The organism is Streptomyces sp. NBC_01176, assembly GCF_045039825.1.
Classification (GTDB): Bacteria; Actinomycetota; Actinomycetes; order Streptomycetales; family Streptomycetaceae; genus Streptomyces.
In genome coordinates, this window is the sequence record NZ_CP108601.1 from 295,470 (window position 1) to 308,129 (window position 12,660).

The 12,660-nt window shown below is 73.4% G+C and carries 6 protein-coding genes; 3 read left to right on the forward strand and 3 right to left on the reverse strand.

Annotation, left to right across the window (positions count from 1 at the left end; translation table 11 throughout):
* Window positions 1–165 precede the first annotated feature (165 nt).
* Both OG199_RS44850 and OG199_RS44855 read right to left on the reverse strand, forming a co-directional pair.
* Window positions 166–2,448: a SpoIIE family protein phosphatase gene (locus OG199_RS44850; protein WP_331728250.1), complete on the reverse strand. Its 2,283-nt coding sequence runs from the start codon at window positions 2,446–2,448 to the stop codon at window positions 166–168.
* 215 nt (window positions 2,449–2,663) lie between these two features.
* Window positions 2,664–2,960 carry a WhiB family transcriptional regulator gene (locus tag OG199_RS44855; RefSeq protein WP_331728252.1) on the reverse strand — a complete coding sequence of 99 codons (297 nt, stop codon included), beginning with the start codon at window positions 2,958–2,960 and terminating at the stop codon, window positions 2,664–2,666.
* A gap of 428 nt (window positions 2,961–3,388) precedes the next feature.
* Between OG199_RS44855 and OG199_RS44860 the strand changes: the two genes are divergently transcribed.
* Window positions 3,389–4,573 carry a S8 family serine peptidase gene (locus tag OG199_RS44860; protein WP_331728254.1) on the forward strand — a complete coding sequence of 395 codons (1,185 nt, stop codon included), beginning with the start codon at window positions 3,389–3,391 and terminating at the stop codon, window positions 4,571–4,573.
* A gap of 649 nt (window positions 4,574–5,222) precedes the next feature.
* Here OG199_RS44860 and eccCa read toward each other — a convergent pair.
* Window positions 5,223–9,218 (reverse strand): type VII secretion protein EccCa, encoded by a 3,996-nt coding sequence (eccCa, locus tag OG199_RS44865; RefSeq protein ID WP_331728600.1) that lies wholly within the window; start codon window positions 9,216–9,218, stop codon window positions 5,223–5,225.
* A gap of 331 nt (window positions 9,219–9,549) precedes the next feature.
* On the opposite strand from eccCa, the gene eccD reads away from it, so the two are divergent.
* Both eccD and eccB read left to right on the forward strand, forming a co-directional pair.
* Complete coding sequence (gene eccD / locus OG199_RS44870; RefSeq protein ID WP_331728256.1) at window positions 9,550–10,947, forward strand: type VII secretion integral membrane protein EccD; 1,398 nt, start codon at window positions 9,550–9,552, stop codon at window positions 10,945–10,947.
* A gap of 22 nt (window positions 10,948–10,969) precedes the next feature.
* Complete coding sequence (gene eccB / locus OG199_RS44875) at window positions 10,970–12,463, forward strand: type VII secretion protein EccB (protein ID WP_331728258.1); 1,494 nt, start codon at window positions 10,970–10,972, stop codon at window positions 12,461–12,463.
* The last annotated feature ends 197 nt before the right edge of the window (window positions 12,464–12,660 follow it).

Here is a 12,660-nt window from a genome sequence, read left to right on the forward strand (position 1 = left end):
GGGCATGTTTCTCGCAGGTTCTCGGGCGGCCGCGCCAACCTGCGAGAAACGTGCCGGCCACCGGTGGCCCCTCGGGGCCGGCCAGGTTGGTCGGCGCCCCACGCGCGCAGCACGGTGACGACCGGGCCGAGGGTACGGCCGAGCGAGGTCAGGTGCGCGGCGGCTCTATTCCTGCGGGACGGGCAGGTCCAAGACGGGCATCTCCAGTGACACCGTCTTGCCGCGGCCGTTGGGGGAGGTGTTCCACCCCCCGGCCAGCGCCTCCACGATGAGCAGGCCACGGCCGTGCTCGGCCTCGGCGTTGTCCTCCTCGGCCAGGGCCAGGGGCGAGGGGATCGGCGGGTCGCTGTCGGAGTCCCGCACCTCCAGCCGGACGTGGTCGGCGAAGGCGCGCAGGCGGACGTCGACGTCACTGCCCGCGTGGACCAGGGCGTTCGTGACGAGCTCGGAGACGAGCAGTTGCAGGGTATCCGTCATGGTCGCCAGATCCCAGGCACGCAGCTGCGCCGTGACGAAGGCGCGGGCCGTCCTGACCCCCTGCAGGTCGCGGCGCTGCACGTGCAGCGCCGCCGTGCGCGGTGCCCCCTTCCCGGCTGCCGCCTCGTAGCGCGCCAGGAGCAGCACCGCGTCGTCGCGGAGCTGCTGGGGTACGGTGGCTTCGGCCATCCCGGTGACTTCGGCGACCAACTGGTCGGCGAGCTGCTCGAGGTCCTCTCCGGTCTCCGGGCCGACACCGTCGAACAGCGCCTGCGCCCAGGACACCGGGTCGGCGGAGGTGTACTCGTTCAGGCCGTCCGAGTACAGCATCAGGACGGATCCCGGCCGGAGCGTGTGCTCACGGCCCTGGTACGCATGATCCGTGGTGACGCCCAGGGGCAGGTTGGCGGGCGCGTGGAGCGGGGAAAGACGTCCGTCCGGGTGCCGCACCAGGGGCTGGGGGTGGCCGGCCAACGCCACCTCGGCCGTACCGCCGGAAGTGTCCAGGGAGACGACGCAGCAAGTCACGAGCAGGTCCGCGCCCAGCTTGGCGAGCAAGCTCCCGGTGCGCTCGATCACCACGGCGGGACGGTGTCCCTCCGCGGCGTAGGAGGCGAGTGCGGTCCGTGCCTGGCCCATCAGCGCGGCACTGTTCAGGCTGTGTCCCTCGACGTCGCCGACGACGAGCACGATGCGGTCGCCGGGCGCGCTGATCACGTCGTACCAATCGCCGCCCACCTTGGACGTGATGTCGGCGGGCCGGTACCGCGCAGTGGCCGTCAGCCTGGGGAACATGGGGACAACGGGAGGCAGGAGCTGGCGTTGCAGGTGTTCGGCGACCTGCTGCCGCTGCGCGCTCAGCTCGACGCGCTGCACCGCCGCGCCGAGCAGCCCCGCCATCATGGTCATGAGGGCCCGCTCCTCCGGTGGAAAGCCTCGGGGCCCGTCGAAGAACAGGCAGCACACGCCGAGGACGTCGCTGCCCTGGAGCAGGGGGACGTCGAGGACGTGCCTGTTCCCGACGAGAGGCAGGTGTGCCTCGGCGAGATCGGAATGCGCCGTGGAAACGGTGTAAGACCCGTCACCCGGATGCGCCGGCTCGACGGTGCGGAACTGGGGGCCGGCACAGAGGGCGTCCGCGGCCGACGTCGGAGCGTTCACTCTGCTGCCATGCAGGCCACGAGCCAGTTCGGAGGAGTCGCCGCTGTGTCCGACGACCCAGAAGCGTCCGTCCTGCGCCACGGCGAGGACGACGGCCCGGGCACGCAGTGGCCTCATGACGCAGGACCGTGCGGCGGCGGCGACCTCCTTCCCGGTCGTAGCCTGGTTCAGCAGGTCGGCGAGTCGGCGCAGCGGGTACATCATGCTCGTGCTGTCCGAGCCGGGCACGTCGGGAAGACCCCAGCCCGCCGTGCACGCACCTGCGGGCCGTGCCGGGATGAGCGTCGGTGTGGCGGCGGCGACGACTGCCTCGCCGCGCTCGCTGAGCGCCGTGAGGGCTGCGGCGAGCTCTTTCCCGGCGTCCTCCAGTGCCGCCTGGTCCGCGGCCGAGTAGCGGCCGTGGGTATCGAGCCGGAGAGCCATCACGGCACCGAAGCGGCGGTGCCCGGCGACCACCGGGGTGGCGAGCGCGAGGTAGGGATACGACAGTGGAGGCGGTGGGGGCTTCGCCTCCGGGCGTGCTTCCAGGTCACCCACCGTGATGTCCGAGGCGAGCGCGCGAGCGGGCTCGTAGGGCGAGTCGAGGTCCGCTCCGGGGAGGAGACTGAAGATCGAGGGCGGACTGCCCGCGATCATCGCCACTTCCAGGCGGGTTCGGTCGGCGTCCAGCAGATAGACGGCCGTAGCGACCGCACCCAGCCGGCGCACCGTCTCGGAGACGGTGCGGTGGAGAGCCTCGCCGAGCCCAGTGCCGATTCCCCCGGAACCGTCGTCGCCGATGTGGGTCTCGAAGGTGCTGTCGCCGGTCACCGATCACCTCCTTGCCTGCGGTGGCGAACCCTGAGGCGGCACGTCGTTCGCACGTTTTCGCCGCCTTGGTGAGAGTGACCTCTTCGGTTCCATCCTAGGGGGACGGGCGCGGTGGCCGCGCAGATCGGCCCGTCGATTCGACATCGTGTCCGCGCTGGGCAGCGTGGACGAGGTACACAACAGCCGGCGGAACGGTCCGTGAGGACCTGGCAGGCTCACGAGGCTGCCGGCAGGTCACCGCTTTCCGGCCGGTTGCGGTCGGCTTCCGACAACCCGCCCCACACGCCGTAGTGCTCACTCGCCGCGAGCGCCATGCCCGCGCACTGCTCCCTGACCGGACACTCGGCGCACACTCGGCGCGCCCGCTCCTCGCGCTCCCGGCGAGGGCGTCCGCGCTCGTTCGCCGGCGAGTAGAAGATCGAGCTGTCCATGCCCCGGCAGGCAGCGTGACGCTGCCAGTCCCACAGGTCACCGACGGGTCGGAGCTGACGAGGGTAGCTGGGTCTGGTCATGGTCACTCACCTCATGAACGGTCTGCCGAGTCTTGTTCGGCCGAGACTGCCCCGGGGGAAGGGCTGGCACATCCGTCGTTTGACTGACCGGAACGCATGAGCGTGCGCAGCTCCGCCTACGTCTCGCAGGCGGTTTGCCGTGTAAGTGCGGTCAGTGCCGGCTGAGGTGTGAACGGAGGCGCACGGGGCCGGAGCCGGCCGAGGCCGAAGCCCGCCTTCGGCGCGACCGGCTGTCTTCCGGGCGATCCGCGTGTGCACACCTGACCGACGGGCGCGCATCCGGCATGACACCCGCGCACGGCTACGATACGTGTCATCTTCCGGCAGTTGACGGCGAAGGCGACGGAGGCTTTGTGACTCCCAGGTTTCTCCCACGTACACGGACACGGACACGACCTCCGCTCGCGTGCGGCGGCATCCGCACCGGCGTGGCAGCATCCGCCGCCACTGCGGTGTTGCTGCTGTGCACGGCCGCGGGTCCGGCAACCGCCGCACCCACCGCGCCCACGGCCTCGCCGTCGCCCTCGGCGAGCGCGCTGAGGCTGCCGGGCATCCCCGCCCGCCTCGACGCCACGACGACGACCTGCACCAAGGGATCCGCCACCGTCATGACCCAGGTGCCCTGGGCCCAGCGGGTGCTCGGGCTCGCCGAGGCGGGCTTGCTGACCGAGGGCGGGGGCGTCATGGTCGGTGTGGTGGACACGGGTGTCTCGGCGAAGGCGGCAGCGCTGTCCGGCCGTGTCACGGTCCAGCCGGGCGCGGGCTCGGACTGCGTGGGGCACGGCACTTTCGTGGCCGGGCTCATCGCCGCCGCGCCGCGCTCGGGCGTGGGATTCGCCGGTGTGGCGCCGGGCGCGCGGATCTTTGCCGCACGCGGCACCGACGCGACCGGGAACGCCGACGCGAAGACGGTAGCGCGCGGGATCAGGGTGGCGGTGGACGCCGGGTGCCGGGTCGTGACGGTGTCGGCGGCGCTGGCGCACAGCGACTCCTCGCTTGCCTCCGCCGTACGCTACGCAGGCGCGCACGACGTACTGCTGGTCGCCCCCGCCGTGCCGGACGACACCTCCTCCATCCAGGACGAGACGGCTTCCCCCACGCGGTTCTGGCCGGCCGCCGCGCCGGCTGTGGTGTCGGTGGTGGACTTCGGCGCCGACGGCAAACGCCCCGACGGCGCGCTCGAACCGGCCGAGCCGGACCTGGCGGCGCCCGGCGACCTGGTGAGCGGCATCGGACCGTCCGGCCACGGCCACTTCGTCGGCAGCGGAGCCTCTTTCGCCGCCGCCTACGTGGCAGGCGCCGCCGCCCTCGTACGGGCCTATCACCCGGACCTGACCGCCGCGCAGACCGCCGACCGGCTGGAACGCACCGGTTACCCCGCCGACGTCCCGCGTCTGGACGTCAACGGCGCGCTCACCGGCGTCCTGTCCTCCGGCCCGGTCACCGAGCCGTCGGCGGCCACCGGGTTCCGCGTGCTCGCGGTCGTCGGCGACGGCGGGACGGTCCGCCGCGCCGGCGCGCTGACCGCCGCGTGCGCCGCCCTGGCCCTGGCCCTGGCGGCGACGGCGGCACTGCGCCACCGGGCCCACGCCCGCAGGGGTGAGCACGCCTGACGATCCGCCGACAGGGCCCGCCGCCGTGACGGACACAACCCGGTGCCGCAGGACGGCATGGGCCGGAATGCGGGCGGACCGGCCCGGGCGGGCACCGAGTGCGGTCCGGGCCGCCGTCGGGCGCGGCGCGGACGGGAGCCGGACGTGGCGCGGACCGGGGCTGCCGTGGACCAGGCTCCGGCCGGTCCGTGCCTGAACCCCGCCCGTACCCCACATGGTCCGACTGGTTCCGGCACCGTGCGCGTACAGCTACCACCGGTGGGGAGTGGCGCCGAGTAACTACTTGGGACTGCGGTCGCGTCGCTGGAGGCGGCGCGGTCACTCCACGACGGACCCGTCGTCCGCCGGCCCTGTGGCTCTTCCACGACCCTGCCGCCGCGGCCTACGACGTGGTCCGGGACGCTTCGAACTGTCCCGGGCCACGTCGCCTTCACCGTGTCCCCGGCCAGGGCCCGAGTCCGGGGGTCGGGCCAGGGCCCCGGTTGCCCGTTCCCGCGGGATGCACGGACCGGGCACCGTCGGCCGCAGGGACAGGTCCGGACCGAGGCGGCTGTCCATTCCGGCTCGAACCGGCCGTACAGATGCAACCGCCTGGACCTCACACGGCCCCGGTCCCCGCCCGTACCCCGCCCGGCCGGTCGGGCCACGATCAGGCCGCATCCGGGCCCGGTGTCCCCTCGGGGTCCGCGACCGCCGTCTGTATCTGGGTGGTCCGGCGGCGGGTGACGTACAGGCCCCGCCCCGGCGGCAGGACACGGGGCTTGACGCCGAAGACGTGGCCCTCCGACGGCGGGCACGACAGCAGCAGCCCCGGCGAGTTGACCTCCAGGACGCGCCGCACCAGCGGGTCGTTGACGCCGCGCATGGCGCCCGCGGCGGCCCGGGCGACGATCACGTGCACGCCGACCTCGTAGCCCAGCGGCAGGTGCTCCAGAAGCGGTTCGAGCGGAGTCTGCATCGGCTGGGCGACCAGGTCGTAGTCGTCCACCAGGACGAACAGCCGGGGCCCCGTCCACCAGTCGGCCAGCCGCATCCGGGCGGGTGAGATGTCCTGCCCCGGCGTGCGTTCCGCCAGTGCCCGCCCCACACCGGTCACCTGCTTGCGCAGCTGGTCCACCGAGACGGCGTGGCCCAGCCGGTACTCCTCGGGCACGGCCTCCACCAGTTGGCGGCGGTAGTCGACGACCAGGATCCGCGCCTCGGCCGGGGTGAACGTCCGCACGATGTGTTGGGCCATCAGCCGCAGGAGGTTGGTCTTGCCGGTCTCGCTGTCACCGAACAGCACCAGGTGCGGCGTCTCGGAGAAGTCGTGCCAGGCGGTGCCCAGTTCGGTCTCCTCCAGGCCGAGCGGGAAACGGAAGCGGCGCTCGGGTGCGACGGGCGGCAGCTCGTGCGCGTCCAGCCTGGTCGGCAGCATCCGCACCGCCGGCGCACCCGGCCCCGGCCAGCTCTCGGTGACCGCCGCCACCAGATCGCTCACGCCGTCGGCCAGGTCGTCGGCGCGTTCCGCCCCGTCGATCCGAGGCAGCGCCGCCAGGTAGTGCAGCTTGCCCTCGACGGTCAGGCCGCGTCCCGGGGAGCGGGGCACGCTGCCCGCCTTGCGGATGTCGACCACGGAGTCCATCGCGTCGCCCATGCGCAGTTCCAGCTTGGTGCCGGCCTGGTCGCGGATCGCGGCGACCAGCTCCACCCAGCGCGCGGCCGTGATCACCAGGTGGATGCCGTAGTTCAGCCCGCGTGCGGCGATCTGGCTCAGCGCGGGGATGTCGTCCTGGAAGTCCTGCCGGACGGTCGACCAGCCGTCGACGACGAGGAACACGTCGCCGTACGCCTCCTCGGGGAACTCGCCGGCCGCCCGGCGGCGGCGCAGCGTGGCCATGGAGTCGATGCCGTGCTCCAGGAACATGCGTTCGCGCCGGGCCAGCAGCGAGGTGATCTCCGCGAGGGTGCGGCCCACCCGCTCGGTGTCCAGACGGGTCGCGACCGAGCCCACGTGCGGCAGCCCGGTCAGTCCGGACAGGGTGCCGCCGCCGAAGTCCAGGCAGTAGAACTGAACCTCGCGCGGTGTATGGGTGAGCGCCAGCGCCGTGACGAACGTGCGCACGAGGGTGGACTTGCCGCTCTGCGGGCCACCCGCGATGCCGACGTGCCCGCCCGCGCCGGACAGGTCCACCGTCAGCAGGTCGCGTTTCTGCTCGAAGGGCCGGTCGACGACCCCCACGGGCACCCGAAGCGCGCCGCGCCCGGCCCAGTCCGCGGTCGTCAGGCCGTATGCCGGGTCCGGCGACAGCGGCGGCAGCAGCCGGTCCAGGGTCGGCGACTGGGTCAGCGGTGGCAGCCACACCTGGTGCGCCGGCGGCCCGGAGTCCCGCAGCCGCTCCAGCGCGACCGACAGCAGCGACGGCGTGTCCTCCTCGTTTTCCCCGCCCTCGCCGGGCGGCTGCTTCCCGGCGGCCGGCGGCAGCTCGCGCTCGGCCACCCGCTCCCCGCTCCAGGCCACCACCTGGCTGGCGACCCGCTCCTGGACGAGGGCGCCGGACCGCTCGCGGTATCCGCCGGAGACGTACGCCGCGCGGAATCTGGTCAGCGGCTCGGTGCCGCTCTTGAGGAACCCGGCGCCGGGCTGCGAGGGCAGCTCGTAGGCGTCCGGCACACCGAGCACGCCACGGCTCTCCATCGCCGAGAACGTGCGCAGGCCGATCCGGTACGACAGGTGGCTCTCCAGCTGGTGCATACGGCCCTCGTCCAGGCGCTGCGAGGCCAGCAGCAGGTGGACGCCCAGCGAGCGGCCGAGTCGGCCGATCATCACGAACAGCTCCATGAACTCGCGGTGCGCGGAGAGCAGTTCGCTGAACTCGTCGACCACCACGAACAGGCTGGGCAGCGGCGCCAGCGGGGTGCCCGCGGCGCGCGCCTTCTCGTACTCCAGCGCGGACGTGTAGTTGCCGGCCGCGCGCAGCAGCTCCTGGCGGCGGATCAGCTCTCCGTGCAGGGCGTCCTGCATGCGGGAGACCAGCGCCGCCTCCTCCGCCAGGTTGGTGATGACCGCGGAGGTGTGCGGCAGCTGGTCCAGGCCGAGGAAGGTCGCGCCGCCCTTGAAGTCGACCAGCACGAAGTTCAGGGACTCCGAGGAGTGGCCGAGCGCCAGCGCCAGCACCAGCGTGCGCAGCAGCTCGCTCTTGCCGGAGCCGGTGGCGCCGATGAGCATGCCGTGGGGGCCCATGCCGCCCTCCGCGGACTCCTTGATGTCCAGCTCGACGGCGCGTCCGTCGCCGCCGACCGCGATGGGCACCCGTAGCCGGCGCCCCGCGGAGGTGCCGCGCCGCTCCCAGTAGGTCTTCGGGTCGTGCCGGTACAGGTCGGGGATGCCGAGCAGGGTGGTCAGCTCCACGTCGGTGGCGAGCGGCTGGGCCGTCTCCGCGGTGACGCCGCTGCGCATCGGGGCCAGCACCGCGGCCAGTGCCCGCGCGGAGACCGATCCCAGCCGGTCGGCGCGGCCCAACGCGGTCATCGAATCCTTGCGGCTGCGGCCGGTGCGCACCAGCCGCACCTCGCCCTCCTCGACGTGCAGGCGCAGCGTGGTGCGGCCCGGCCGCCACGGCAGGTCGCCCGACAGGTCGAGTACCACGGTGTTGCGGAAACCCGCACGGGCCAGCGGGTGGCCGGAGGGCATCTGTCCGCCGTCCACCACGATCACCGTGTACGGCTCGTCCTGGCTCGCCGTGGCGCCCGCCTCGAACGGCGGCCGGTCGGCGAAGTCCTCGCCGAGCAGCGCCTCCAGTTCGCCGGCGGCGGAGACGAACAGACGGACCGGGCCCGCCCCGTCCGTCTCCACCGGGTGGTGGGTGTGCGGCAGCCACTTCGCCCAGTCCCATTCCCCGGACCGTTCGGCGGAGACGCAGAAGACGATCACCAGCTCCTGCGGGGAGTGCGCGACCGCCAGCTGGCCGAGCAGGGCCCGCGCGACGCCGAGCACCTCTTCCCGTTCACCGCGCAGCAGCACCCGCGCCCACGCCGGAAGGAAGATGGCGATGGGCTGTCCGGGGACGGTGGAGTACGCGTTGACGAAGGCGCGCAGGGCGTGCGCGGTCAGCGGGTCGAGGTCCTCCACCGGCTTGGTGGCATTGGTCGTCAGCCGCATGCCCAGGCGCTGCTCGCCCACCGCGAGCCGCACCTCGCCGAAGTCCTGGTCGGACGGACGGCGCTCCCACAGCCGCGTGGTGCGCGCCAGCGCCCACAGGGCGGTGGGTTTCGGATGCCGCCACGCCAGGGCGCTCTGCTGCTCGGTCACCGCCGCCCTGACCTTGCGGCGGGCGCCGCCGAGGTAGCGCAGGTAGTCCCGGCGGGCCCCCTTGAGCTTCTGCCGGCGCTCCGTGCCGCCGCGCATCAGCTGCCCGAGCAGCATGAAGACCATCGCCAGCGCCATCACGCCGACCACCACGTACGTCATCGGACCGGAGGACTGGCCGGGACGCGCGTACAGCAGCACCATGGCACCCGACATCATGGCCATCGGCAGATAGGTCATCAGGCCGGCGCCGCCGTCCGGTACCCGTTCGGACAGCACCGGCGGCTCCTGGAGCACCATCTCGCCCTCGGGCATCTCGGGCCCCCGGCGCCGGGCCGGCCTGCGGAAGAAAACCACGCTCAACGGAAGACGTCCTTCTCAACGGGATGCGAAGCTCGAAGCCACGGGGTCCGCTCGCAGGGTGTGTGTCGCGTGTGCGCAAACGGAAGGCGCGCGGACGGCGGTGTGCTGGGCAACATGTGGGGCCCTGGCGCCGTACGGCGACACCTGTGAGACTATCGGGCACCACCGAGGTCGCCAACAGCGGTTCGCCGCATGCCGGTTCTCCGCCACGCCGGTTGCCGGTTCCGGCGACCGGCTCTCCCCCGAGGACCCCCGACAGGCTCCGGTCCAGGGGACCTCCATCGGCCCCCGAGCGGCACCCGCCACCGAAGAGGTGTGAACACATATGAGTGAAGGATCAACGACGGGCGTGTGCCGGGTGACCATACGGGCCCCGGAGAAGATCCTCGACTTGGCCGTACCCGCCGACATCCCGCTCGCCGACCTGCTCCCGGTCGTCGTCGCACAGGCCGGCGAACAGCTGGAGGAAGCCGGGCTGGAGCACAGCGGCTGGGTGCTGCAGCGCATCGGCGGTGAACCGCTGGACGGTGAACTGACCCTCGACGCCCACGACCTGCGCGACGGCGAAGTACTGCTGCTGCGCCCGGAGGCCGAGGCACTGCCTCCGGTGCGCCACGACAACCTGGTCGACGCCGTCGCCGGCACGGTTCGCGACCTGCCCCACGCCTGGACTCCGGAGACCGGCCGCTGGACCCTGCGGCTGATGACCGCCGCCGCCCTCCTGGCCTGCCTCGTGGTTCTGGCACTGCCGGGCGACCCGCTGTCGCGGGCCGCGCTGGCGGCCGGCGCGGCGCTGCTGGCCCTGGCCGGCGCGGGGGCGGCGGCCAGGGTGATGGAGGACACACCCGGCGCAGTGGTGCTGGGCCTGGGCGCCGGCCCCCTGCTGGGGTTGGCCGGCGTCCTGCTGACCGGCGACCCGTGGACCGCCCCCGGGGACCCGGCCCGGGCCGGCGCGCATCTGCTGGCGGGCTCGGCGGCGGCCGGAATCGGCGCTGCCCTGGCCCTGTCTGTGGTCTCCGCCCCAGTCGTCGTCTTCGCCTCCGCCATCGTGGTGTGCGTCGCCGGCGTCCTGGGCGGCGTGCTGATGATCGCCCTGGACGTGCCCTTCTCCGCCGCGGCCGGCGTCGTCGCGGTGGCCGCCGTCGTCTTCGGGGCGTTCGTGCCGCGGCTGTCCTTCTCCCTGGCCGGTCTGCGGCTGCCGCCGCTGCCCACCACCCCCGAGCAGCTCCAGGAAGGGATCGAACCGCACGCGGGCGAGGACCTCGCCCGCCGCGCCGCGGCCACCGACCGCTGGATGAGTGGCTTCTACCTGGCCGCGGGCGCCGTGTGCGCTGCCTCCATGGCCGGTCTGGCCCGCCGCCCGGAGCCGCCCCAGCTGGCCACCTGCGTCCTGCTGGCGCTGCTGCTGTTCCTGCACGGACGCAGCCTGGGCACGGCCTGGCAAAGGCTGGCGCTGACCGTACCGGCCCTGCTCGGCCCCCTGCTGGCGGCGGCCTGGCTGGCCGCCCACGGCGGCGGCGGTGTGCGCCTGGCGGTTGCGGCCGCCCTGCTGCTGTGCACCGCGGGCCTGGCCGTGGCCTCCTGGATCGTTCCCGGCCGCCGCATGCTGCCCCACTGGGGCCGGGCCGGAGACCTGCTGCAGTCCGTGACGGCCTTCGCGCTGCTGCCCGCCGTGCTGTGGAGCCTTGGCGTGTACCAGATGCTGCGCTCGGCCAACGGCTGACCGGCGAACGAGGAGATACGTCATGCAGAACCGGCGGGACCAGGTCCAGGCACACCGTTTCGTCGTCTCCCGGCTGACCAGCGGCCTGCTGCGCGCCGACCCCGACGCCCCCGAACCGTCCACCCGCCGCACCGACAGGGGCGTCGCCTTCGGCGCCGTCTTCGCGGCCGTGCTCGCCATCGGCTTCCTGGTCTACGGACTCATCAGCCCCGGCGGCGCCACCGGCTGGCGCGATGGCCACACCCTGGTGGTGGAGGAGGGCACCGGTGCCCGCTACGTGTTCGACGGCGCCCGGCTGCGCCCCGTGCGCAACTACGCCTCGGCGCGCCTGCTGGTCGGCGCGGACCTGAAGACCGACACGGTCTCCGCGGCCTCTCTGCGGGGCACGCCGCACGGTGATCCGGTCGGCATCGAGGGCGCCCCCGATGACCTGCCCGACGCCGGCCCGCCCGGCTCCGGAGCCTGGGAGGTGTGCGCGGGAACGCGGTCGACCGACTCCGGCGAACGCGCGGGGACCACCACGCTGGTGGTCGACTCCCGCCTGCCCGGCGACGCGGTGGCGGACGGCGTGCTCGTACGCGACGACAAGGGCGGCCTGTTCCTGGCGTGGCACGGTACCCGCTTCCGGCTGGCGGCCGGGCAGGCCGCGGCCGCGGCCCTCGGCTACGGGGCGGCGGACCCCCTGCCGGTGTCCGCCGCCTTCCTGGACGCGGTGCCGGCGGGCGCCGACCTGGCCGCACCCCGGGTGGCGGGCCAGGGCGGGGCGGGCCCGGACGTGGACGGCACCGCCACGCGGATCGGCCAGGTCTTCGTCGTTCGCACGCCCGGTTCCGCCCAGCAGTACTACCTGCTCCTGCGCTCGGGCCTGACCCCCGTCACCACCACCCAGGCAGCACTGCTCCTGGGCGCGTCCAGCACCCGGGAGAAGGCCTACGGAGGGAAGGCCCCGCAGGCTCTGGCCCTGTCCCCGAACACCCTCGACCGCATGCTGGCGCCGAAGGGTTCCCATGGAGAGGCGGCCGGCGTGCAGCGGTCGGGCTCCGTGATCCCCGCCGCGCCGCCGGTCCTCGCCCCGAGCCGGGACGACCGGAACCTGTGTGCGCGGCTGACCCCGCAGGGGGACGCGGGCACCGGTGTCGCGCTGGTCGCCGTGGACTCCTCGGCCGTCGCCGCCGGGGCCACCGCTCCCGGCCGGGCCCTGGTCCCGGCCTGCCTGGCGGTGGACGCCGTGTCGGTGCCCGCCTCGGGCGGCGCCCTGGTACGGGCACTGAGCAGCACGGGCTCGAGCATGGGCGACACCACTTACCTGGTGACCGACACCGGTCGGAAGTACCGCATCGCCTCCGCGGACGCCGCGACGGCGCTCGGCTACGACGTGAAGCGGGCCCACAAGCTGCCCTCCCCGCTGCTCGACATGCTGCCGACGGGGCCCGACCTGTCCCCGGAGGGGGCCCGGGCGGGCCGCAGCGATGCCGCCGGCGGGAGCAGATGCGCGGGAGGACACGCAACGTCCTGATACGTGTGACCGGTTCGATGACTCACGGGCAACTGGTCACTCTCTGCAGGTGACTTGACAACTCGTAGGTACATGTCGAGCACGCATCGCGGCATACTTCACACACATGACTGGGCGTCACTTGTCGGCCCCGCCGTCGCATGTTTATCATTGCGGTGACTCCACCGTCCGATTCTGACGGCCCGTTCGATGTGTCG

Excerpts from the sequence above, each read along its gene's own strand:
- OG199_RS44855 (WP_331728252.1), bottom strand. The coding sequence starts at position 2,960 with ATGACCAGACCCAGCTACCCTCGTCAGCTCCGACCCGTCGGTGACCTG.
- eccB (WP_331728258.1), top strand. The coding sequence starts at position 10,970 with ATGCAGAACCGGCGGGACCAGGTCCAGGCACACCGTTTCGTCGTCTCC.
- eccD (WP_331728256.1), top strand. The coding sequence starts at position 9,550 with ATGAGTGAAGGATCAACGACGGGCGTGTGCCGGGTGACCATACGGGCC.